At 65.7% G+C, this 21771-nt stretch carries 19 protein-coding genes, 2 tRNA genes and 2 pseudogenes; 13 read left to right on the top strand and 10 right to left on the bottom strand.

The window, feature by feature from the left end; genetic code table 11:
• Positions 1-22: 22 nt before the first annotated feature.
• From glyS to IE88_RS17225, 3 genes are all read left to right on the top strand, one after another.
• Positions 23-2260 carry a glycine--tRNA ligase subunit beta gene (glyS, locus tag IE88_RS0106990; RefSeq protein ID WP_031552142.1) on the top strand — a complete coding sequence of 746 codons (2238 nt, stop codon included), beginning with the start codon at positions 23-25 and terminating at the stop codon, positions 2258-2260.
• Between the two features lie 39 nt (positions 2261-2299).
• Positions 2300-4984, top strand: coding sequence for a pyruvate, phosphate dikinase (ppdK, locus tag IE88_RS0106985; protein WP_031552140.1), 2685 nt, complete (start codon positions 2300-2302; stop codon positions 4982-4984).
• A 253-nt stretch (positions 4985-5237) separates the two neighbouring features.
• On the top strand, positions 5238-5990 hold the full coding sequence (locus IE88_RS17225) for a cell wall hydrolase (protein WP_162178308.1): 753 nt from the start codon (positions 5238-5240) through the stop codon (positions 5988-5990).
• Here IE88_RS17225 and IE88_RS0106975 read toward each other — a convergent pair.
• Positions 5987-6916, bottom strand: a complete 930-nt coding sequence (locus IE88_RS0106975) for an L-threonylcarbamoyladenylate synthase (protein ID WP_031552137.1) — start codon at positions 6914-6916, stop codon at positions 5987-5989. The two genes, IE88_RS17225 and IE88_RS0106975, sit on opposite strands and share 4 nt — an antisense overlap.
• A 95-nt stretch (positions 6917-7011) precedes the next feature.
• Between IE88_RS0106975 and IE88_RS0106970 the strand changes: the two genes are divergently transcribed.
• The 4 genes from IE88_RS0106970 (at position 7012) to IE88_RS0106955 (ending at position 11965) form a co-directional block, all read left to right on the top strand.
• Entirely contained in the window at positions 7012-8796 is a 1785-nt protein-coding gene (locus IE88_RS0106970; RefSeq protein ID WP_031552136.1) for an acyl-CoA dehydrogenase, read from the top strand.
• 67 nt (positions 8797-8863) lie between these two features.
• Positions 8864-9874 carry a metallophosphoesterase gene (locus IE88_RS0106965; RefSeq protein ID WP_031552134.1) on the top strand — a complete coding sequence of 337 codons (1011 nt, stop codon included), beginning with the start codon at positions 8864-8866 and terminating at the stop codon, positions 9872-9874.
• A gap of 89 nt (positions 9875-9963) precedes the next feature.
• Positions 9964-11268, top strand: a complete 1305-nt coding sequence (locus IE88_RS0106960) for a lipoprotein-releasing ABC transporter permease subunit (RefSeq protein ID WP_031552132.1) — start codon at positions 9964-9966, stop codon at positions 11266-11268.
• On the top strand, positions 11261-11965 hold the full coding sequence (locus IE88_RS0106955; protein ID WP_031552129.1) for an ABC transporter ATP-binding protein: 705 nt from the start codon (positions 11261-11263) through the stop codon (positions 11963-11965). Before IE88_RS0106960 ends, IE88_RS0106955 begins: the two co-directional genes overlap by 8 nt.
• 42 nt (positions 11966-12007) lie before the next feature.
• Here the strand turns inward: IE88_RS0106955 and IE88_RS0106950 are convergent, their stop codons facing one another.
• From IE88_RS0106950 to IE88_RS0106940, 3 genes are all read right to left on the bottom strand, one after another.
• The gene (locus IE88_RS0106950) at positions 12008-12208 is read right to left on the bottom strand and encodes a hypothetical protein (protein WP_051881621.1); all 201 of its coding nucleotides are present in this window, start codon (positions 12206-12208) and stop codon (positions 12008-12010) included.
• 94 nt (positions 12209-12302) lie between these two features.
• Positions 12303-14201, bottom strand: coding sequence for an ABC-F family ATP-binding cassette domain-containing protein (locus IE88_RS0106945; protein ID WP_031552125.1), 1899 nt, complete (start codon positions 14199-14201; stop codon positions 12303-12305).
• Positions 14202-14248: 47 nt separating this feature from the next.
• Complete coding sequence (locus IE88_RS0106940; RefSeq protein ID WP_036766780.1) at positions 14249-14620, bottom strand: DUF4870 family protein; 372 nt, start codon at positions 14618-14620, stop codon at positions 14249-14251.
• A gap of 161 nt (positions 14621-14781) precedes the next feature.
• Between IE88_RS0106940 and ndk the strand changes: the two genes are divergently transcribed.
• Both ndk and IE88_RS0106930 read left to right on the top strand, forming a co-directional pair.
• Positions 14782-15204 (top strand): nucleoside-diphosphate kinase, encoded by a 423-nt coding sequence (ndk, locus tag IE88_RS0106935; protein WP_031552120.1) that lies wholly within the window; start codon positions 14782-14784, stop codon positions 15202-15204.
• Between the two features lie 217 nt (positions 15205-15421).
• Positions 15422-15946, top strand: coding sequence for a hypothetical protein (locus IE88_RS0106930; protein ID WP_031552117.1), 525 nt, complete (start codon positions 15422-15424; stop codon positions 15944-15946).
• Here the strand turns inward: IE88_RS0106930 and IE88_RS0106925 are convergent.
• Positions 15934-16713, bottom strand: a complete 780-nt coding sequence (locus IE88_RS0106925) for a TrmH family RNA methyltransferase (protein WP_081871492.1) — start codon at positions 16711-16713, stop codon at positions 15934-15936. The two genes, IE88_RS0106930 and IE88_RS0106925, sit on opposite strands and share 13 nt — an antisense overlap.
• A 103-nt stretch (positions 16714-16816) precedes the next feature.
• Between IE88_RS0106925 and IE88_RS0106920 the strand changes: the two genes are divergently transcribed.
• The 3 genes and pseudogenes from IE88_RS0106920 to IE88_RS18920 all read left to right on the top strand — a co-directional run.
• Positions 16817-16901, top strand: a tRNA-Tyr gene (locus IE88_RS0106920).
• A 15-nt stretch (positions 16902-16916) separates the two neighbouring features.
• Positions 16917-16990: transfer RNA gene (locus IE88_RS0106915), tRNA-Gly, on the top strand.
• A 322-nt stretch (positions 16991-17312) separates the two neighbouring features.
• A pseudogene (locus IE88_RS18920) lies at positions 17313-17687 on the top strand (hypothetical protein); the annotation flags it as partial.
• Positions 17688-17703: 16 nt separating this feature from the next.
• On the opposite strand, the gene IE88_RS0106905 reads toward IE88_RS18920, so the two are convergent.
• On the bottom strand, positions 17704-18111 hold the full coding sequence (locus IE88_RS0106905) for a DUF7832 domain-containing protein (RefSeq protein WP_156032457.1): 408 nt from the start codon (positions 18109-18111) through the stop codon (positions 17704-17706).
• A 103-nt stretch (positions 18112-18214) separates the two neighbouring features.
• On the opposite strand from IE88_RS0106905, the pseudogene IE88_RS0106900 reads away from it, so the two are divergent.
• Positions 18215-19291, top strand: a pseudogene (locus tag IE88_RS0106900) (IS630 family transposase); the annotation flags it as partial.
• A 318-nt stretch (positions 19292-19609) separates the two neighbouring features.
• Here the strand turns inward: IE88_RS0106900 and IE88_RS18115 are convergent.
• The 4 genes from IE88_RS18115 to IE88_RS18110 form a co-directional block, all read right to left on the bottom strand.
• On the bottom strand, positions 19610-19915 hold the full coding sequence (locus IE88_RS18115; protein ID WP_156032455.1) for an RHS repeat-associated core domain-containing protein: 306 nt from the start codon (positions 19913-19915) through the stop codon (positions 19610-19612).
• A complete protein-coding gene (locus tag IE88_RS16410; protein WP_036766774.1) occupies positions 19916-20266 on the bottom strand; it encodes an RHS repeat-associated core domain-containing protein in 351 nt (116 codons plus the stop codon).
• Positions 20267-20296: 30 nt separating this feature from the next.
• Positions 20297-20710 (bottom strand): hypothetical protein, encoded by a 414-nt coding sequence (locus IE88_RS16405; RefSeq protein WP_036766772.1) that lies wholly within the window; start codon positions 20708-20710, stop codon positions 20297-20299.
• A gap of 454 nt (positions 20711-21164) precedes the next feature.
• Entirely contained in the window at positions 21165-21533 is a 369-nt protein-coding gene (locus tag IE88_RS18110; protein WP_156032453.1) for a hypothetical protein, read from the bottom strand.
• Positions 21534-21771 lie beyond the last annotated feature (238 nt).

The raw sequence follows: 21771 nt of genomic DNA, 5'->3' as shown, positions 1-21771 counted from the left end.
CTCCGCCTAGACCCGCGGGCCTATGGCCGACTTGCTGCTTGAGCTGTTCTCAGAAGAGATTCCCGCACGGATGCAGCGGCGCGCCGCCGCTGATCTGGAGCGGTTGATGAAGGAGCGCCTGCGCGATGCAGGCTTTCCCGCGAACGACACCACCGCCTTCGCCACGCCACGCCGCCTGACCTTCGTCGCCACCGGCCTGCCCGAACGGCAGGAAGACCGGCGCGAGGAGCGCAAGGGCCCCAAGGTCGGCGCGCCCGACAAGGCCGTCGAAGGCTTCCTGCGCTCCGCCGGGCTGTCGAGCATCGACGAGGCGCAGATCCAGGACGGCAAGAAGGGCAGCTTCTATGTCGCCGTGATCGAGCGGAAGGGGCGGCCGACGGCCGAGATCCTGGCCGAGGCGATCCCGGAGATCGTGCGCAGCTTCCCCTGGCCGAAATCCATGCGCTGGGGGAATGGCGACCTGCGCTGGGTCCGCCCGCTGCATCGCGTGTTGTGCTGTTTCGGCGGCGAGGTCGTGGCGTTCACGATTGAGAACGGCGACCGGCCGATCCGCTCTGGCGACGTGACCCAAGGCCATCGCTTCATGGCGCCCGCCGAGATCCAGGCGCGCTCCTTCGACGGTTATGCGGCCAAGCTGCGCGCGGCGAAGGTGATCCTCGATCCGGATGAGCGCGAGGAGCGCATCCTCGGTGAGGCGCGGGCGCTGTGCCAGGCGCAGGGGCTGGAACTGGTCGAGGACAAGGGCCTTCTGGCCGAGGTCGCGGGCCTCGCCGAATGGCCGGTGCCGCGCATCGGGCGCTTCGATCCGAAATTCCTCGCCGTGCCGGATGAGGTGCTGACGGCGGCGATGAAGGGGCACCAGAAATATTTCTCCGTGCGCGACCCCGGCACGGGCCGCCTCGCGCCCCGCTTCGTCACGGTGGCGAATGTCGAGCCCGAAGACGGCGGCGCGGCGATGATGACGGGTTATGAGCGCGTCCTGACCGCGCGGCTGTCCGATGCGCTCTTCCTGTTCGAGCAGGACAAGAAGACGAAGCTGGAGGACCATGCGGAGAAGCTCTCGGGCGTGACCTTCTTCGAGGGGCTGGGGACGGTGGCGGACAAGGTCGACCGCGTCGCCGCGCTCGCCCGCGAGATCGCGCCGAAGGTCGGTGCCGACCCGGACAAGACCGAGCGCGCGGCAAGGCTCGCCAAGGCGGACCTCGTGACCGAGATGGTCGGCGAGTTCCCCGAACTTCAGGGCGTGATGGGCCGCTATTACGCGCTCGAAGAGGGCGTGGAGCCGGAGATCGCGGACGCCATCCGCGACCACTACAAGCCGGCGGGGCAGGGCGACGCCGTGCCGACCGCGCCGGTCAGCGTGGCCGTGGCGCTGGCGGACAAGCTGGCGACGCTGGCCATGTTCTGGAGCATCGGGAAGACGCCGACGGGATCGAGCGACCCGTTCGCGCTGCGGCGCATGGCGCTGGGCGTGATCCAGATCGTGCTGGAGAATGGGCTGCGGCTCAGTCTTTCCTCCCCCGTGGGGGAGGTGGCCCGCGAAGCGGGTCGGAGGGGGCTCGCGGCTCGCGATGAGGGGTCGTCAATGGCGTCGTCCGCGGCGGGTGATGCCCCCTCCGCCCCTTCGGGGCACCTCCCCCACGGGGGGAGGACCGTCGCTTCCGACCTCCTCGCCTTCTTCCACGACCGCCTGACCGTCTATCTCCGCGATCAGGGTCACCGCTATGACCACGTCGCGGCCGTCCTGGCGCCGGTAAGGGAGCGTGGCGACCAAGCGTCCGACCGGACGCCGGGCGAAGGCCGCCCTGCCGGAGGGCCTGCGGCCCGTGAGGCCGGAAGTGACGACTTCGTGCTCGTCGTGCGCAAGCTCGCCGCGCTCGAAGCCTTCCTGAAGACCGGGGACGGGGAAAACCTCACCGCCGCCTATAAGCGCGCGACCAACATCCTGCGCGCCGAGGCGAAGAAGGGCGAGCTTCCGGAAACGAAAACCGACCCGGCGCTGTTCTCACAAGACGAGGAGCGGGCGCTTCACGAGGCGTTGACGGATGCGCGGGCGCGATCCGTGCAAGCGCTTGAGGAAGAAGACTTCGAGAGCGCCATGTCCGCCCTCGCTGCACTGCGAAAACCGCTCGACGCGTTCTTCGATGCGGTGACAGTGAATGCGGAGGACGAGGCGCTGCGGGCCAACCGGCTCGCGCTCCTGGATGACATAAAAGAGGTCTGCGAGCGCGTCGCGGACTTCGCAAAACTGGAAGGCTGACGGCGCGGCCGTCGGCGGAAGGAAAGGGACGGCAGCGACATGGGCGGCAGCAAGATCGGCAAGATGATCTACAACTTCGGCGGCGGCGACGCCGAAGGCCGGACGGGCATGAAGAACCTGCTCGGCGGCAAGGGCGCCAATCTCGCCGAGATGGCGAGCCTCGGCCTGCCGGTGCCGCCGGGCTTCACGATCACGACCGAGGTCTGCACCGCCTTCTACGAGAATGACCGGCAATATCCCGACGGCCTGCGCGAGGGCGTCGCGGAGTCGATGAAGAAGATCGAGGCCGAGGTCGGCAAGGAATTCGGCTCGACGTCGAACCCGCTCCTCGTCTCGGTCCGCTCGGGCGCCCGCGCCTCCATGCCGGGCATGATGGACACGGTCCTCAATCTCGGCCTCAACGACGAGACGGTGCGGGGCCTCGCCGCGCTGTCAGGCGACGAACGCTTCGCCTATGACAGCTATCGCCGCTTCGTTCAGATGTATTCGGACGTGGTGCTGGGCATGGAACACCATGCCTTCGAGGAGATCCTCGACACCTACAAGGACGAGCGCGACTACTATCTCGATACGGACATGCAGGCCGCCGACTGGAAGGCCATCATCGAGCAGTACAAGGCCGCCGTGCAGCAAAAGCTCGGCAAGCCCTTCCCGCTCGACCCCGAAGAGCAGCTCTGGGGCGCGATCGACGCGGTGTTCGGCTCGTGGATGAACGACCGCTCCAAGACCTATCGCCGCCTCAACGGCATTCCCGAGGAATGGGGCACGGCCGTCAACGTGCAGGCCATGGTGTTCGGAAACATGGGCGACAGCTCGGCCACGGGCGTCGCCTTCACCCGAGACCCTTCGACCGGCGACAACCACTATTACGGCGAGTTCCTGGTCAATGCGCAGGGCGAGGACGTCGTCGCGGGCATCCGCACGCCGCAGAACCTCACGCGGGCGGGCCGCATGCGGCAGGGCAATGACCAGCCCTCGCTCGAAGAGGTCATGCCCGAGACCTATAAGGAGCTCACGGATGTCTTCGTGAAGCTCGAAGGTCATTACCGCGACATGCAGGACATCGAGTTCACCATCCAGGAGGGCAAGCTCTGGATGCTGCAGACGCGGACCGGCAAGAGGACCGCCAAGGCCGCGCTCAAGATCGCCGTCGACCTCTGCGAGGAAGGCAAGATCGACGAGAAGACGGCCGTCACCCGCGTGAACCCGGCAGCGCTCGACCAGCTCCTGCACCCCACGCTCGACCCGAATGCCGAGCGGGATCTCCTGACCAAGGGCCTGCCCGCGAGCCCCGGCGCGGCCTCGGGCGAGGTCGTGTTCACCGCCGATGAGGCCGAGCGCCTCGCCGAGGCGGGCCGCAAGGTCATGCTGGTCCGGGTGGAGACGAGCCCCGAGGACATTCACGGCATGCATGCGGCGGCGGGCATCGTCACCGCGCGCGGCGGCATGACCAGCCACGCCGCCGTGGTCGCGCGGGGCATGGGCCGGGCCTGCGTCTGCGGGGCGGGCGACCTGCGCATCGAGAAGGACGGCTCGGCCTTCACCGTTGCGGGCCGCACCATCGCCAAGGGCGAACAGATCACCATTGACGGCGCCACGGGCGAGGTCTTCGCCGGCGCGGTCAAGACCATCGAGCCCGAGCTGTCGGGCGATTTCGCCAAGCTGATGGAATGGGCCGACAAGCACCGCCGGATGACAGTGCGCGCCAATGCCGAGACCCCGCTCGACGCCAAGACCGCGCGCGGCTTCGGCGCCGAAGGCATCGGCCTCTGCCGCACCGAGCACATGTTCTTCGATGCCGAGCGCATCCTCGCCGTGCGGGAGATGATCCTGTCCGAGGACGAGACCGGCCGCCGCGCCGCGATCTCCAAGCTCCTGCCCTATCAGCGGGACGACTTCCGCGAGCTCTTCACCGTCATGCGCGGCCTGCCGGTTACGGTGCGCCTGCTCGACCCGCCCCTGCACGAATTCCTGCCCCATACCGACGAGGAGATCGCGGAAGTGGCGCAGGCCGCAGGCGTCGAGACGGAGGTCTTCAAGCGCCGCGCGAAGGCGCTGCACGAAGCGAACCCGATGCTCGGCCACAGGGGCTGCCGCCTCGGCATCTCCTATCCGGAAATCTACGAGATGCAGGTGCGCGCGCTTCTCGAAGCCGCCTGCGAGGTCGCCGAGGAGACCGGCGACGCGGTGGTGCCCGAGATCATGGTGCCGCTCGTCAGCACCAAGGCGGAGCTCGCCACCCTGCGCGCCCGGATCGAAGCGGTCGGCAAGGACGTCTTCGCGGCCAAGGGCCGCACGCTCGACTACCTCGTCGGCACGATGATCGAGCTGCCGCGCGCCGCGCTGACGGCCGACAGGATCGCAGAGGAGGCCGAGTTCTTCTCCTTCGGCACCAATGACCTGACGCAGACGACCTTCGGTCTCAGCCGAGACGACGCGGGCAGCTTCCTGCCGCTCTATGTCCGCCAGGGCATTCTGGAGCAGGATCCCTTTGTCAGCCTCGACCGCGACGGCGTGGGCGAGCTCGTGAAGATCGCGGCGCAGAAGGGCCGCGCGACGCGCGAGGGCCTCAAGCTCGGCATTTGCGGCGAGCATGGCGGCGATCCGGCTTCGATCGCATTCTGCGAACTGGTCGGCCTCGATTACGTCTCCTGCTCGCCCTATCGCGTGCCGATCGCGCGGCTGGCGGCGGCGCAATGCGCGCTGGCGGGCGAAGAGGACTGACGCTTCCGTGATTGTGGAAAATTCGTTCCGAAAGGGTTAACACCCTTTCGGAACGTTAAGACACTATTAACTGCCTGTTTTCCATGCGGGATCGGCGCTTTGCCCGCTTCTTGCACCCTCAACACCCTGTGACAGCGGCCGAGCCCTGCCATATCGCGTCTTCCGCTTCGGGCGAGCGGGTCTCTAGGACCCTGCGACCTCCGGAAATCGTGAACGGGCAGGGCGACGCCTCCAGATGCGAGCAGGGTTGAGCATGATGCGACGCGGGTTCGGTGTAGTGCTGGGTCTCCTGGCAGTGAGCCTCACGGCGATGACGGCGTGGCCGGATGCGGCGGAGGCCGACGCCAAGCCCGCTGCGGCCATCGAAGGCGAGGCTGCGCATGCGGCGCGGGTCGCCGCCTTCGCGGCCTATCTCGAGCAGAGGCGGGCGGAGCGGGAAACCGCGCCGCTGCCCGATCCCTTCGCGCAGCTGACGCAGATCGGCATTGACGGCGAAGGCCTGCGCGAAGCGGTGATCGAGGCGGCCATCGATCTGGGCGAGCTCGCGGCCTTCGACCTGACGCTGATCGACCTGCCGGGCATCGCCACCGAAGAGCGCGACTGCCTCGCCCAGGCGATCTATTACGAGGCCCGCAATCAGAGTGTCGCAGGCAAGGCCGCCGTGGCGGACGTCGTCCTGAACCGCGTCGAGAGCAAGCGCTGGCCCGCTTCGGTCTGCCGCGTCGTCTATCAGGGCGCGCAGCGCGATACGGGCTGCCAGTTCTCCTTCACCTGCGACGGCTCGATGACGCTGCCGATCGAGCGGCGGGCCATGGCCGAGGCCGAGGCGCTGGCAACGGCCATTCTCGGCGGCTTCCGCCTCAGCCTGTCCCACGGCGCGACCAATTATCATGCCCATTACGTCGATCCCTATTGGGCACCGGCGCTGGAGCGGACGGCCGTGGTCGGCGATCATGTCTTCTATCGCCGCAGCGGCAAGCCGATCCGCCTCGCGGCGCTCGACTAGCGCGGCGCTGCGGCGCGGCGGAGGCGGTCATTGATCGCCCGCCCCAGGCCGCTTTCCGGGATCGGCGCGACGGCGATATCCGCGTCCTCCGCATCGAGCCGACGCAGATAGTCGAAGAGGTTCGCAGCGGCCTCGCGCAGATCGCCCGACGGCGAAAGATCCAGCGCCGCCCCTGCCGTCCCGCCGAAGCCGAGCAGCGCCTCGCCGGCCTGGGCGGCTCCCGCATTCAGGCGCACCTGCCCCCGCGGCGCGTAATGGCTGGCGGTCATGCCGGGCGCCTGAATGCCCGGTCCCGCTCCCGCGAGCCTCGCGCCGAGGACGGCCTCGATCTCTTCGGCGGCGATACCGCCGGGGCGGAGCAGGGCGGGGCCGTCTTCGGCAAAACCCACAATGGTGCTCTCGATGCCGCCCGGGCAGGGACCGCCATCGAGCACCGGCACCTGCCCTGCGAATTCGCTCGTCACATGCTCGGCGCGGGTGGGGCTGATCCGGCCCGACCGGTTCGCGCTCGGCGCGACGAAGGGGCGGCCGAAACCGCGCAGCAGCTCTTGCGTCGCCTGATGGGCGGGGCTGCGCAGGCCGACCGTGCCGAGGCCGGCGGTGGCCAGCAGCGCGAGCGGCGCGCCTTCGTCCAGCGGGACGACGAGGGTGAGGGGGCCGGGCCAGAACCGCTCCGCGAGCTGGCGGGCCGCGTCCCCGAAATGGCCGAAACGCCGCGCCTGCTCCAGATCCCGCACATGGAGGATCAGGGGGTTGAAGGCGGGTCGCCCTTTCGTCTCGAAGATGCGCGCGACGGCTTCCCCGTTCGCCGCATCGGCGGCGAGGCCATAGACCGTCTCGGTCGGCACCCCCACGAGGCCGCCGCTTTCGAGGCGCGACGCGGCGCGGCCGATGCCCTCCTCATTCGCTGGCCAGATCTCAGACATATCGACGCGTTATATCGGTCTTCTGCCTCGGTCACTCCCCTTGCGATGGTCGGGACGGCATAAGAGAAGCAACGAGACACGATGGAGGACTTCCGATGCCCTACCGCACGCCCGTCCGCGACATGCAGTTCCTGCTCGATCATGCCGCGGGCTTCGACCGCCTCAAGGAAACAGGCGCTTTCGAGGATCTTTCGGATGAGCTCGTCGAGACCATTCTGGGCGAGGCGGGCAAGTTCGCCGACGCGGTCTTCGCGCCGCTGAACTGGACGTCCGACCAGGAGGGCGCGCGGCTCGAGAACGGCAAGGTCTTCACGACGCCGGGCTTCAAGGACGCCTATGAGCAATATGTCGAGGGCGGGTGGAACGGCCTCGCCTTCCCCGAGGACTATGGCGGGCAGGACCTTCCCGCGACGCTGGGCCTTGCGGTCTTCGACGCGCTCTGCGGGGCCTGCATCTCGCTGACCATGGGCACGAGCCTGACGACGGGCGCGGTCAAGGCGCTGCTGGCGCACGGATCGGACGAGCAGAAGGCGCTGTTCTTGCCCAAGCTCGTCACCGGCGAGTGGACGGGCACGATGAACCTGTCGGAGCCGCAGGCGGGCTCGGACCTCTCAAACCTCAAATGCAAGGCCGAGCCGGTGGGCGATGGCCGCTACAAGATCACCGGCACCAAGATCTGGATCAGCTATGGCGATCACGATCTGACGGACAATATCTGCCACCTCGTCCTCGCGCGCCTGCCCGATGCGCCGGAAGGGACGCGCGGCGTGTCCATGTTCCTCGTGCCCAAATACCGCGTGAACGAGGACGGCTCGATCGGGCAGTTCAACGATGTCCGCGTGAACTCGATCGAGGAGAAGCTCGGCCAGCACGGCAGCCCGACCTGCGTGATGTCCTATGGCGATGACGGCGACTGCTACGGCACGCTGATCGGCGAGGAGAACAAGGGCCTGCGCAACATGTTCACCATGATGAACGCGGCGCGGGTCGATGTCGGCATGCAGGCCGTCGCCGTGGCCGAGGCCGCGTTCCAGCGGGCGCTCGACTATGCGACCGAGCGGGTCCAGGGCCGCGCCTTCGGCGTGAAGACCGGCGACCAGATCGCGATCATCGAGCACCCGGACGTGCGCCGGAACCTCTACACGATGAAGGCGCTGACCGAGGCGTCCCGGGCGATCTGCTACGCCAACATGGTGTCCTACGACCTCGCCCGCCACGACACCGATCCAGAGGGCATGGCGGCCGCCAAGGAGCGCGAGGAGCTGCTGACCCCGCTGTCCAAGTCCTTCTCGTCGGACCGGGCGATGGAGACCACGAATATCGGCATCCAGATCCATGGCGGCATGGGCTTCGTCGAGGAGACGGGCGCGGCCCAGCATTTCCGCGATGCCCGCATCTGCGCGATCTATGAGGGGACGAACGGCATCCAGGCGATCGACCTCGTCGGCCGCAAGCTCGGCATGGGCGAAGGAAAGCTCGCCTACGACTTCCTCGCCGAGGTGGAGGAGAATGCCGAGGCTCTTCAGGGCTCCGGCCACGAGGCGCTGGCGCGCGCAGGCGAGCGGCTGGCCGAAGAGGCGGGCCGGCTGCGCGAGACGACGCAATGGATGGTCGCCGCGATGCAGGCCAATCCCGAAGCGGGCCTTGCGGGCGCGACGCCCTATCAGGACCAGTTCGGCTATGTCGCGGGCGGGCATTACCTCCTCAAGGCCGCTCTGGCGGCCGCGGAAGATGCAGGCGACAGCTATGCGCAGGGCCGCATCACCCTGGCGAGCTTCTATGCCGACAACCTCCTGCCGCGCGCGGCGGGTCTCGCCCCCGCGGTCACCGCGGGCGCCGAAACGGTCGCACCGGTCGCGCCGGAGCTTCTGGCCGGTTGAGCATGGGGCGGGCAGGCGGGGAGAAGGGGGCTAGCCTCCTCCTCCCGAAGGCGGGCAAAAGCCGCGCATGAACAATGCGATCGAAGGCACGGCGGAGCATCCCGCCATCACGCACATGCATGCGCCGGTCTGGGTGAAGGAGGCGGCGGACATCGCCACCTTCCTCCTCCTGCCGCTGGCCATCCTGCTCCTGTGGCGGCTGTTCCGCAGCCCCCGCCCCTGGCTGAGCGCGATCCTGCTTCTGCCGGTGGCGGTCGGCGTCTATGCCCGCTTCGTCGAGCCGCGCATCCTGCTGAGCGCGGAGCACGAGATCGAGCTGTGCGGGCGCGGCCTGCCCGGCACGCTGCGCGCGGGCGTGGTGTCGGACACCCATCACGGGATCTTCGGCAATGCCATGCCGATGGACCGGATCGCGCGGCGGCTCGTCCGCGAGGACGTCGACTTCGTGCTGATGCCGGGCGATTTCACCTATTACGCCGATCCGGACGAGATCGCCGAGCTCGTCGCGCCGCTCGGACGGGTGGACGTGCCCGTCTATGCGGTGATGGGGAACCACGATGTCGGCCTGCCGGGGCCGGATCTCAGCGCGCCGCTGACGGCGGCGCTCGAAGCGGCGGATGTCACCGTTCTTAACCCGGGCGAGGCGGTGTTCAACGCGGACGGGAAATATCTGCGGATCGCCGGCCTGCGTGATCTCGAATATGCCGACGAGACCGGGCTGCCGCTTGGCCTGCCGGAGCCTTCTCCGCTGCCCACGATCTATCTCGAGCACAATCCCGACACCATCAAACGCAGCGATCTCGGCCGCTTCGACCTCATGGTGTCGGGCCATACCCATGGCGGGCAGGTGAACATTCCCGGCCTGACCTGCTGGCTGACATTCGCCTGCGACACGCTGCGCTACGGCTATGCGGACAATCCGGCGGGCAAGCTCTTCGTGACCTCGGGGGCGGGCATGGTCGGGCTGCCGATCCGGTTCGGCGTGCCGCCCAAGGTGGATATCCTGGAACTCGAGATTTCCCGGTGCCGGGTCGATGCGCCGCGGCCGGCGGAGAGAGAATTCTTCGAGCAGGGCTGAGGCGCCTTACGCTGGCGACACTCGACAGACGCGCCCGAAGCGGTGACAAGACGGACCACCGCGCCAGGGCGCCGCAGGGTGACAATCGCATGAGCACGACCGCCACGGCCCCTTTGGGGACCGCCAAACCTTTCGGCGCCTTCGAATGGATGGTGGCCAGGCGCTATCTCGGCGCCACCCGGCGCGGGGGCGGGGTGAGTTTCATCACCCTGGTCGCCTTTGCCGGGATCGCCCTTTCGGTCGCAACGCTGCTGATCGTCATGGCGGTGATGCAGGGCTTCCGGACGACGCTTCTCGACCAGCTGCTGGGCGTGAACGGCCATGTCTTCGTGCAGTCGATGAGCCTCAGCTTCGATGATTACGACGAGCTCGCCGAGCGCATCGAGGGCGTGCCGGGCGTCGAGCGGGTGACCCCGGTCCTGCGGGTCGAGGCCGGCATGTCGGCCGGCGATACGCTGACCGCTGCTCTGGTGCAGGGCGTCGCGCCGGAGGCGCTGCGCATGATCGACGAGGTGTCGGGGCCCGACCACCTCGTCGCCGGCAGCTTCGAGGATTTCGGCGCGGGACGGAACGGCGGCGACGAGATCGCGATCGGTTTCGGCCTCGCCCAGAAGCTCGGCGTGAGCGCAGGCGACCCCGTCACCCTGATCGTCAGCGGCGGGGCGGAGACGCCGATGGGCACGCAGCCCTTCCGCGAGAAGACCTATCGCGTGGGCGCCGTCTTCGTGATCGGCAATTCCGAATACGACCAGGTCTATGCCTATATGCCGCTCGAACAGGCGCAGCTCCTGACGCGCAACAGGGGCGAGGTCAGCGAGATCGAGGTGCGGGTCGCCGATCCGCAGGACGTGCGCGCCATCGCGCCGCTCATCGGGGAGGCGGCGGGGCCGGGCACGCTGCTGCGGACATGGCAGGACCGCTTCTCCTCCTTCTTCAACGCGCTTCAGGTCGAGCGCTCCATGGTGCGGATCATCCTGTCGCTCCTCGTGCTCGTCGCGGCGCTCCTGATCGTGTCGGGCCTCGTCATGCTGGTGAAGGACAAGAAGAGCGATATCGCGGTCCTGCGCACCATGGGCGCGACGCGCAGCGCGGTCCTGCGCATCTTCTTCACCTCGGGCATGATGATCGGCGTCGGCGGCACGGCGCTGGGCGTCGTTCTGGGCACGCTGTTCGTCGCGAATATCACGGCAATCGAACGGATCCTCTCGACCCTATTCGGCATCGCGCTCTTCAACCCCGAGATCTACTATCTCAGCGAGATCCCGGCCGAGCTGCAATGGGGCGAGGCGGGCTTCGTCATCGTCTGGACGCTGATCCTTTCGGCGGCCGCATCGCTCTTCCCCGCCTGGCAGGCGGCGCGCCTCGATCCGGTGGAGGCCCTCCGCTATGAGTAATCCTCTGCCGGCTCTTCAACTCGAAGGAATCGTTCGCCGCTTCGGCGATCTGACCGTGCTCGACGGCGCCGACCTCACGCTCTCCCGCGGAGAGATGGTGGCGCTGCTCGGCCCATCGGGCTCGGGCAAATCCTCGCTCCTCCACGTCGCGGGCCTCCTCGAGCGGCCGACGGCGGGAGAGGTCCTGATCGAGGGCAGGGCGACGAGCGGGCTGCGCGACGGAGAGGCGACGGCGCTGCGCCGCGACAGGGTCGGCTTCGTCTACCAGTTCCACCATTTGCTGCCGGAATTCGACGCCCTTCGGAATGTCGAGATGCCGATGCTGATGTCGGGAGCGAAGCGCGAGGAGGCCAAGGCGAAGGCGACGCGCCTTCTGAGCGAACTCGGCCTCGCCGAGCGGCTGCGCCACCAGCCCGCCCAGCTGTCGGGCGGCGAGAAGCAGCGGGTGGCGATCGCCCGGGCGCTGGCCAACGGCCCCTCGGTCCTGCTCGCGGACGAGCCGACGGGAAATCTCGACATCGAAACGTCAGCGCGCGTGTTCGAGACGCTGCTGGACAGCATCCGCAATCACGGATTGTCGGCCCTGATCGCGACGCATGACCGGGCCCTCGCCGCGCGGATGGACCGGGTGGTGGCGATCAGGAACCGCAAGCTCGTTCCGGTCGAGATCGATCCTGCGGACCTGGCCGCGAAATAAGAGAGGCCGGGCGTCAGCAAAGCTGGGCCCGGCCTTCAGGCCTCAGTGTTCGTCGTCGAGTTCGTCGTCGATCTCGTCGCCCATGTCGTCGATCGCGTCTTCGGTGTCCTCGCCGAATTCCTCGGCTTCGTCGCCCATTTCCTCGACGTTCTCTTCGATCGGCTCGTCGTTCTCACCGCAGGCGGAAAGGCCGGCAATGCCGAAAAGCGCGAGCATGGCCGCAAGGCCGTACTTCTTCATCATGGTCTATCCCTCTCGTTCGTGAACGCCCGGTAAGGTAAATACGGCTATGTGGCAGTGCAATGTCGCTGGCTGTCACGAGGAGGAGAGGCGGCAGCTATTCGGCAGCGAGGCTCTCCGCTTCCGCCTGCTCATAGGCCTCCGAGGCTTCGAGCCATGCCGTTTCGGCCTCGGCCACGGCCTCTTCGGCACGGGCCCGGCGCTGCGACAGGCCGGTGGCCTTGTCGAGATCGCGCTCGAAGAGGCCCGGCTCCGCCAAGGCCGCGTCGATCCGCACGATTTCCGCCTGGCCCGCCTCCATCTTCTTCTCGGCCGCCTTCACCGCATTGCGCAGCGGCTGGAGGGCGCGGCGGCGGTCGGCGGCGGCTCTGCGCTGATCGGCCTGGCTGACCTTTTCCTTTGGCGCCTCCGACTTGCCGTCGGACGGCGTCCTGTTCGCGGCCAGCACCCGCTCGCGGTAGTCGGTCATGTCGCCTTCGAAGCGGTGCACGCCGCCATCGCGCACTTCCCAAAGACGGTCTGCCGTGGCTTCGGCGATATGCGCGTCATGCGTGATGAGCAGCACGGCGCCCTTGTAGTCGTTGAGCGCCGCGATCAGCGCATCCCGGCTGTCGATGTCGAGGTGGTTTGTCGGCTCGTCGAGGATCATCAGGTGGGGGCCGTGAAAGGCGATGAGACCGAAGAGGAGCCGCGCCTTCTCGCCGCCCGACAGCCTCTCGACCTTGGTGTCCGCCTTGTCCGGACCGAAGCCGATCTGGGCGGTCCGCGCCCGGATCTGCGCTTCGGTGGCGTCCTCCATCAGGGCGCGCACATGGTCGTAGGCGCTTTCCTTGGGTTTCAGCTCGTCGACCTGATGCTGGGCGAAATAGGCGATCTTGAGCTTCTTGTGCTTGTAGACCTTGCCTGCGAGCGGATCGAGCCGGCCCGCTATGGCCTTGACCAGCGTCGACTTGCCCTGGCCGTTCGCGCCGAGGATCGCCACGCGGTCATCCTCGTCGATGCGCAGGGTGATGGTCCGCAGGACCACGTCCTCTCCATAGCCGAGCGTCGCACCCTCCAGCCGCACGATGGGGGGCGCCATGGCCGGTTTGGGATCGGGGAAGACGAAGGGGGTGGTGCGCTCCTCGATCGGGATGTCCACGCTTTCGAGCTTTTCGAGCGCCTTGAGGCGGCTTTGCGCCTGGCGGGCCTTGCTGGCCTTGGCGCGGAAGCGGTCGACGAAGGCCTGCATGTGGGCGCGCTGCGCTTCGAGATTGGCGGCCTGCGCGGTGGCGAGCCTGCGCTGTTCGGCGCGGCGTCTCGCCCAGTCGTCATAGGTGCCGGGGCTGACCGTCAGCTTGCCGTTCTCGAGCGCGAGGATGTGGCTGACCGAGCGGTTGAGGAGGCCGCGGTCGTGGCTGATGACGAGCGCCGTGTAGGGATAGCGCTTGAGGTAGCTTTCCAGCCAGACCGCGCCTTCGAGGTCGAGATAGTTGGTCGGCTCGTCGAGGAGCAGGAGGTCGGGCTGCGCGAAGAGGACACCGGCGAGGGCCACGCGCATGCGCCAGCCGCCCGAGAACTCGGCGCAGGCGCGCGCCTGCTGCTCATGGCTGAAGCCGAGGCCCGACAGCACGGTCGAGGCGCGGGCCTCGGCCGAATAGGCGTCGATATCGGCGAGGCGGGTCTGAATGCGCGCGATCTCGTGCCCGTCGGTTTCGGTCTCCGCGCGGGCGAGGAGGGCGGTGCGCTCGGTATCGGCGGCGAGGACGGTGTCGAGCAGGCTGTCGCGCGTGCCCGGCGCTTCCTGCGCGACCCAGCCGAGCCTGCGCCCCTCGCGGATCGAGACCGAGCCGCCATCGGGGCTCGCCTCGTCGCGGATCAGGCGGAACAGGGTGGACTTGCCGGTCCCGTTCCGCCCGGTGAAGCCGACCTTCCACCCCTCGGCGAGAAAGGCTGTGGCCGAATCGAAGAGCGTGCGGCCCTCGATCCTGTAGGTCAGGTCGTTGATGTGCAGCATGGGCGCGCAACTACCAGCCCGCGCGCCCCGCTAGAAGCCTTGTTCGCTCAGTGACGCAGCGGCTTCCAGGGATCGCCGCGATTGGCGCGCGCCAGGCCCTGGATCGAGCGGATCAGGACCCACAGCCAGCTCAGGCCCAAAATGACGAAGCCGATGCCGAGAAGGGGTATCGTGACGGTGCCGATCACGACCCAGACGACGCCCCACCAGAAGATGCCGATCTGCTTGTCGTAATGGCTGCGCAGCCAGCCGGGCGCGTCGCCGCGGAAGATATAGGCGAGGATCACGCCGATGATGAGGGTGAGGCCGGTGAAGAGGGCAACCAGATACAGCACCCAGATGGCGAGCGCTTTGCCGCGCTCGTCCTCGCGCCTCTCATAAAGCTCACGGCTTTCGGTCGATGATGTCGGTTCGCTCACGCTGCTCTTTCCCTTCTCGGCTCCCCACGATGAACGTTTCATCGTTTCTCGATAAGAAATAGGAAGCGTGCCACAGCGCCGCAAGCCTGTCTTGTCCACCGCCCCTCCCATTGCTAGGCGCCCGGCCCACTATTCCCTTTTCCCTTGCAGGACCTCGAACCATGGCAGCCACCCGCACCTTCTCCATCATCAAGCCCGACGCGACCCGCCGGAACATCACCGGCAAGATCATCAGCAAGCTCGAGGAAGGCGGCCTGCGCGTCGTCGCCCAGAAGCGCATCCAGATGACCGAGGACCAGGCGAAACAGTTCTACGCCGTCCACAAGGAGCGTCCCTTCTATGGAGACCTCGTCTCCTTCATGACCTCCGGCCCGGTCGTCGTGCAGGTCCTCGAAGGCGAGGACGCCGTGGCGCGCAATCGCGAGATCATGGGCGCGACCAATCCGGCCGATGCCGCGGACGGCACGATCCGCAAGGAATTCGCCGAATCGATCGAAGCCAATTCCGTCCACGGCTCGGATGCCGCCGAGACGGCCAAGGAAGAAATCGCCTTCTTCTTCACCGAGGACGAGATCGTCGGCTGACGCGGAGCATTGAAGCGCGCTTCGGGCCTCCCTGCTGCCGCAGGGAGGCCTTTTTTCTGCCCTATTTCCCGCAGGCGTTGCCGAAAGCCGGAACTGCACTGATCTTCGACTGCGGCGAAGTCCACCTTCACAGATGTGTGACTTCAAAGACGCTTCGCGTTAAGAAATAAGTTACCAATCCAAGCGGTTGGAGCGCCCTTCCCGGGCGGCAGTCAGAATGAAGCGTTTCGCCCTCATCATGAGCGCGGCGGTCATCACGGTGCTCTGCGCCGGGGGCGTGGCCGGCACGATCTCGCAGACGAACGCCTCGGAAGCCTCTTCCACGCAGGCGGGCACGCTGCGCCTGCAGGATGCCTGGAACAGCGCGGAGGCGCTTTTCGAGCGCATCGACCTCAACGAGGATCGCCGCATCGACGTGGACGAGTTCGCGGCCCAGACCGTCGTGCTCGCGGATATGGTCCGGTCGGCCGGCGCGCTGCGGATCGCGGAGCGTGACGATCTGAGGATCGATCTGCCCGAAGCCGGCGCGGCGCCTCTGACCCCGGCGGAGCGCATCTCGCTCGACGCGATCGCCCGCGATGCATTCTATGCGGCTGCCGAGGGAGAGGGCAGCCTCACCCCGGAAAGCTGGATCGCGCTCAAGCTGCGCGATTTCGCGAGCGCCGATTTCGATGCCGATGGCGAGCTGAAGGGGCGCGAATTGCCTGCCTACGCCCTGCGCATCGCGCGCTACGAGCCTTGAGCCCCGCTTAGGGCGGTCAGCGCGTAGAGCGCGACCGCGCCGGCCGTGGCGACATTCAAGCTTTCCACGCCTTCTTGCATCGGGATCGAGACAAGGCTCTGGCAGGTTTCCCGCACGAGCTGGCGCAGGCCCGGTCCTTCGGCGCCGAGAACGAGCGCGACCGGCGCCTGCGGCGTGAACCGGGGCAGGGGCGTCGCGCCCTCTCCGGCGAGGCCCGCCGTCTCGAAGCCGAGATCGTGCAGCGCTTCCAGCGCGCGGGCGATGTTGACCACCCGCACCAGCGGCACGGTCTCCGCCGTTCCCGCCGCCGCCTTGGCGAGCGCGCCCGAGACGGGCGGCGTGCGGCGGTCCTGCACCACCACGGCCTGCGCGCCGAAGGCGGCGGCGATCCTCAGGCTGGCGCCGAGATTCTGCGGGTCGGTGACTTGGTCGAGGACGAGGACCGGCGCGCCCCTGGCGGGATCGCAGACCTCTTTTAGCCGCAGGCGGGGCAGGTCGGTGAATTGGGCGGCGAGGCCCTGATGCACCGCGCCGGGCGGCAGCAGGCCGTCAATAGCGTCGGGCTTGGCGTCCTCCGGCGCCTTGCCGTCCCAGCCCTGCTCATCGAGCCAGGCGGCGGCGTTGCGCGTGGCGAGGAGGCGGCGGCAGCGGCGGGCCGGATTGCGCAGCGCGGCCAGGACCGGATGGCGGCCATAGATCCAGACGCGCTCTGGCGCGGTCTTGCGGCCATGGCCCTGTCGGCCTGCGGGTTGAGGAGGTTTCGTCATCACAAGCGCCTAGCGCCCTCGCCATACGTTGAGAACAGGCCCGTTTGGGCTTGCCCCATCAAAGCCCCTCTATTATACGGCGCCCTCACGTCGGACGTGCCCTGGAGGGGTGGCCGAGTGGTTAAAGGCAGCAGACTGTAAATCTGCCCGCGTAGCGTACGCTGGTTCGAATCCAGCCCCCTCCACCACCCGTCCGGCGCGGCGCGGGTATAGCACAATGGTAGTGCAGCAGCCTTCCAAGCTGAGGATGCGGGTTCGATTCCCGCTACCCGCTCCAAAAAGCGCGGTCAGAACAGATACTTGCGCGACGGCCTTCTCAGACTTCAAGGGTGGCGCTGGAGCTGGTAGTACACTGGTAGTAAATTGATGTGTTAAAATGCGTACCGATCGCAGACTCATCGCTTGCTTCGGAGCATCGTAGCGGCTTCAAGAAGAGTGCTATGGCTAGCGAGGAGCAGCTGGATGCTGCTCGGCTGCAGGTGACCATTCGTGATCTCGATCCGGCGCCCTAGCGCGGGATCGCCGGGCCGATGTCGACGACTTTCAAAGGGCTGCACGACACGATTCAGGCAGCGTCCCTGTAGTTCGACTACCACTTATGGGAGTTCGAAGTTAATGGTCGTTGTTGCGGTGCCGCGCCCAACATGGACGGCGGGCGGACATATAAGGCGACCACCGCGCGGCTGGACAAGCTTTCCAGCATCGTCGGTCAATCCTTCTACCTCTACGACTTCGGGGCCGGGTGGGAGCACCGCATCGACGTTCTATACGGCTTCTCAATGCCGCTGATGGGTTTGCGATCACCGGCCCTGGACACGCCCCGCACCTTGTCAGGCGGCAAAAACCTCAGTCGCTCGCACTGCGCCTCCGTCAGCCAAAACAGGTTGTCCGCCATCGTCGGTCTCCATTTGAAGACCGGGAATGACGAACGCGTTCACGCCGCTAGACGGTTTATAGCTCCGGAGCCAAAGTAAGATTTCGATCTCTAAACTACCTCGTCGTTTCGTCGAACCTCATGTCGAGTATTTCCATAACACGCTTGAGAGAAGCGTCGTCATCGGGAATCTCGTTTTCTGAGCCGAACTCTAATTTCAAATCCTGATAGTACTTCCCTGTCTTATAATAGCTCTCAGCAAATGGTAACCCACGCTCAGAGAAGTGATAATCATATAACTTACCATCGAATTCAAAATCGGTTACGTCGCGGCAAGAGAGTTCGCCGGCTGCTACCTCATCGACGAAATTGTTTCCGCCTTCAAAGCATGAATCTGCAAGGAGGCCGCGTTTTCCCGCCCATACAACAAACATGCCCATGGGTACAAGATAGTTGTCGAAGGTTTCTTCCGAATCTTCATACCCGTCAGGCAAGTAAAACGTAACATTATCTATTAATGCCATAGGTAAACCTCATACTACCTTGCTAATCGATCCCGAGGAGTGTCTCTACTGTCCTGATCGAGAAGTTTCCTACATATCCTTCGGGTTTGGATGTGAGGAGGACATGGCACGCTACAAGGTCGTCGAGATCACGCTGTCGGCGGAGGAGCGGGCGGGTCTCGAAGCACTGGTCCGTCGTCGGAAGACTGAGCAGTACCTGGCGCAGCGGGCGCGGATTGTGCTCCTGGCAGCGGATGGCCTGAGCAACGCTGCGATCGCGCGCGAGGTCGGCACGGACAACCACACGGTCGGCCGCTGGCGGAAGCGGTTCGCACAGGGTCGGATGGACGGGCTCTACGACGAGCCCCGGCCAGGCGCGCCGCGGCAGATCGGGGACGAGGAGATCGCCGCAATCATCGCGAAGACGCTGGAGACGACCCCGAAGGGCACGACGCACTGGAGCCTGCGTTCGATGGCGAAGGAGACGGGCTACGCGCCGTCGACGGTGCACCGCATCTGGCAGGCCTTCGGGCTGCAGCCGCACCGGGCGGAGACCTTCAAACTCTCCACCGACCCTCTGTTCGTGGAGAAGGTCAGAGACATCGTCGGCCTCTACCTGAACCCGCCGGCGCGGGCGGTGGTGCTGTGCGTGGACGAGAAGTCCCAGATTCAGGCGCTCGAGCGGGACAAGCCGGTCCTGCCCATGGCACCAGGCGTGCCCGAGCGCCGAGCGGACCGCTACGTCCGGCACGGTACGACATCACTCTTCGCCGCTCTCGATGTGGCCACCGGCGAGGTCGCAGGGCGTTGCTTCTCCCGTCACCGAGCGGTCGAGTTCGAGCGGTTCCTGAACGAGATCGAGGCTAACGTTCCCAAGGAACTCGACGTCCACGTCGTCATGGACAACGCCTCCTCGCACAAGACCAAGACGATCAAGGCCTGGTTCGCCCGCCATCCCCGCTGGCACCCGCACTTCACGCCGACCTCATCTTCCTGGATCAATCAGGTGGAGCGCTTCTTCTCTGCCCTCACCGAGAAGGCGATCCGTCGAGGGGTTCATCGTTCTACGGACGAGCTCCAGCAGGCCATCCACGCCTACATCGACAGCCACAACCAGGACCCCAAACCCTTCCGCTGGACCAAGTCCGCCGACGACATCCTCGCTGCCGTCAAACGCTTCTGCCTGAAAATGAACGGGACTTCCGATTCAGGACACTACGTCGTCAGAGCATATGTTCGGCCCCAATCCAATCATCTTCGGCGCCCCCGTGAACGGCCCTTTGGCCGGGAAAAGAGCCCAGGTCGTTGATACTCTAGTAGGTACTTTGAATCCTTTAAGGTCCGAAACGGCGGATTTATTACTTCTAAACTCTCCTTGACCAGCCATGATAGCCGCATCTTTGCCGATCTGGCCGACAATCGCAGATTTGCGATACAGATTCACGAATCCATTTGCATGACCAAAAGGGCCTGTAGCTTTTCGAGCGACGTTCTTCGCCATCGCCGATGAGCGGCCGGCCTAGCTCTTGGTGGCTCGGCCTTTCACTTCGTAAAAGCGTGCATCAGACAAATGCTCCCGGTCTTTTGGAATTACAGCTAAATCTATATTCCGCCTGACTGGCACGCCTTTGACACTGACGCTGACCGAGAGTTCCGTTACAAAGTCGTACTTACTAGCGTCGGATCCCATTTCTTTCCGCAGTTGCCGTTCGAGCTTCTTTACCGCCCGTTCATGACGCCTGCGCCGCATTTCTCGTATGCGGCTCATGCCATCGGGATCCGTCGCGTTGACCGGATCGTTCCCCACATAGGCGTAGAGGTTCATCTAGTCGGCGTAGCCGATGGGATCGGTCTGCAGGAAGCGGCCGCGCTCGGGGTCGTAATAGCGGGCCTTGTAGTAGTAGAGGCCGGTCTCGGGATCGAGCCTTTGCCCGGTGAAGCGGAAGGGGTGGCCGCCGTCGTCGCCGAGAGCTTGGCCGTAGGGCGAGTAGGCGTAGGTCCCAAGGAGGCTGCCCGAGGCGTCCGCGACCGCAGCGGCCGAGCCCAAGCGGTCGAGCGCCGCGTAGCGCGTGCAGCCTGAGGCGCTCGCACAGTCCTGATACTCGATCGTCAAGAGCGCCTCGTCCGCCGAGCCCGGCAGGCGCACGTAGCGGCGAAGGACCGTACCCTGGTTCATGGGCCAAACACCGTCCGTCTCCAGGATCTCCTAGTCGCCCGTGTGGAAGAAGGCGGTCTTCGCCCCGCCCGCGACGTCCTTGTAGCGCCGGTTGCCGTCCGCGTAGTGCAGGTAGGTCGCCACGACCGGACCCGACGAGCTGCCTTCGCGCACGCGGAAGAGCCGGATCTCGGCGTTGTAGGCGAAGAACTTGCCGCTCAACTCGCCGTCGGCCGTCAGGTTGCCGTTGGCGTCGTAGGCGGGGCTCGCAGAGCGGACGCTCGTGTACTGGTTCAGCGTGTTGGCCGCGTAAGCCGTCGCGCCGTTCTGCACCCCGGCCGCCCCGGGCGTCCACACGAGCGGGCTGCCGCCCGAAGGCAGGGCGGGGAGGTTGTCGTTCATCGCGCTCGACAAGAGCTGACCCACCCCGTTCGACGCGCCGTAGCGCTTCCTCGTCCTCTTCATCCCGTCCGTCCTTCACGTCGGGAGTAGCTTATCCACCTGTCCAGTTCTCCGGGACCACCTCACATAGCTGTAGGTCGCGAAAGCACGACACAGGAAGCTAAAGTTACAGCCCCCACAATAGTTGCCCCCCCAATTGCCAGAAGACCGAAATCCTCGAACCGTCCACCGGTCAGTACTGCGTAGGCCAATGTGTGCATTAGGAATGCGGCTATCATTCCCGCCACCTGGCCTAGAGCGGACTTGGCTCTTCGGAACAATCTCAAAGCTATTGTAGAGAAGATATATCCCGACATCACAGAAAAAATCAAAACGAGAACTACAGCCAGGATTATCTCTCCCAATACCCCATCAAATCGCGGGTTGCTGCTCGGCCCATCTACCCACAACAGGAGACAAGCCGCCGCAAACGTTTCGACGATCCTTTCGATGAACCAGGCTACACTTTTTGGCAAATTCAGCATCTACGTATATGGCTCCCGGTGACCATACAGTTGTTGCCCCCGCGAATTTCTCCAACCAGCGCATGGCCAATCGCCTCTCGATCCTCTTGATTTTCAAAATCAATATCCCTGCCAAGCTTGGATCGAACCTTATCTACAACCTCTAGGTAAGCTGCATCTGTCGGCCGCGCATTGGCAGTACGCCTCATCGCACCTGTTGGATTTAGGAGAGCATTAACTTCTGCAATCATGTCATTGTAGCCCGATGGATCACGCTGCTTGAAGGAATTGAGCATTTCTTGAACTGCGCTTTGCTCCATCGCTATAAATTGCGCATCGAGGTTGTTTCCTTCCAGTGCGCCGGATTGCAGTTGTTTAGCCATAGCGACGTTCTTTTGCTCGAGGGCGGAACTCACGTCTGCCATAAACTGGCGAGTCGTACTCGAAGCCGCCACCCTACTGAAGGGCATAGTTAGGTTCGCTAGCATTGTCGTAGTTGCAGCAGCGGCTCCATAAAACCGCGTCTGACCGGCGAACTTTTCATCGAATCGTTGATAAAGAACAGCTCTCCGACAGTACGCTCTCCACCCGTTTGAGAGAACACACGCCTCACCAGTTGGA

The organism is Parvularcula oceani (genome assembly GCF_000733125.1).
GTDB classification, from domain to species: domain Bacteria; phylum Pseudomonadota; class Alphaproteobacteria; order Caulobacterales; family Parvularculaceae; genus Parvularcula; species Parvularcula oceani.
Note: the sequence above shows the minus strand (reverse complement) of the source record. Positions and strands in the feature narration are given on the sequence as shown.

Bases quoted from the DNA above. Each gene is read 5' to 3' on its own strand.
- IE88_RS0106965 (WP_031552134.1), top strand. From the start codon at position 8,864: ATGAACAATGCGATCGAAGGCACGGCGGAGCATCCCGCCATCACGCAC.
- IE88_RS0106930 (WP_031552117.1), top strand. From the start codon at position 15,422: ATGAAGCGTTTCGCCCTCATCATGAGCGCGGCGGTCATCACGGTGCTC.
- IE88_RS0106945 (WP_031552125.1), bottom strand. From the start codon at position 14,201: ATGCTGCACATCAACGACCTGACCTACAGGATCGAGGGCCGCACGCTC.
- IE88_RS18110 (WP_156032453.1), bottom strand. From the start codon at position 21,533: ATGGCTAAACAACTGCAATCCGGCGCACTGGAAGGAAACAACCTCGAT.
- IE88_RS16410 (WP_036766774.1), bottom strand. From the start codon at position 20,266: ATGAACCAGGGTACGGTCCTTCGCCGCTACGTGCGCCTGCCGGGCTCG.
- IE88_RS18115 (WP_156032455.1), bottom strand. From the start codon at position 19,915: ATGAACCTCTACGCCTATGTGGGGAACGATCCGGTCAACGCGACGGAT.
- ndk (WP_031552120.1), top strand. From the start codon at position 14,782: ATGGCAGCCACCCGCACCTTCTCCATCATCAAGCCCGACGCGACCCGC.
- IE88_RS0106905 (WP_156032457.1), bottom strand. From the start codon at position 18,111: ATGGCATTAATAGATAATGTTACGTTTTACTTGCCTGACGGGTATGAA.
- IE88_RS16405 (WP_036766772.1), bottom strand. From the start codon at position 20,710: ATGAAGAGGACGAGGAAGCGCTACGGCGCGTCGAACGGGGTGGGTCAG.
- glyS (WP_031552142.1), top strand. From the start codon at position 23: ATGGCCGACTTGCTGCTTGAGCTGTTCTCAGAAGAGATTCCCGCACGG.
- IE88_RS0106970 (WP_031552136.1), top strand. From the start codon at position 7,012: ATGCCCTACCGCACGCCCGTCCGCGACATGCAGTTCCTGCTCGATCAT.
- ppdK (WP_031552140.1), top strand. From the start codon at position 2,300: ATGGGCGGCAGCAAGATCGGCAAGATGATCTACAACTTCGGCGGCGGC.
- IE88_RS0106975 (WP_031552137.1), bottom strand. From the start codon at position 6,916: ATGTCTGAGATCTGGCCAGCGAATGAGGAGGGCATCGGCCGCGCCGCG.
- IE88_RS0106950 (WP_051881621.1), bottom strand. From the start codon at position 12,208: ATGATGAAGAAGTACGGCCTTGCGGCCATGCTCGCGCTTTTCGGCATT.
- IE88_RS0106925 (WP_081871492.1), bottom strand. From the start codon at position 16,713: ATGACGAAACCTCCTCAACCCGCAGGCCGACAGGGCCATGGCCGCAAG.
- IE88_RS17225 (WP_162178308.1), top strand. From the start codon at position 5,238: ATGATGCGACGCGGGTTCGGTGTAGTGCTGGGTCTCCTGGCAGTGAGC.
- IE88_RS0106960 (WP_031552132.1), top strand. From the start codon at position 9,964: ATGAGCACGACCGCCACGGCCCCTTTGGGGACCGCCAAACCTTTCGGC.
- IE88_RS0106955 (WP_031552129.1), top strand. From the start codon at position 11,261: ATGAGTAATCCTCTGCCGGCTCTTCAACTCGAAGGAATCGTTCGCCGC.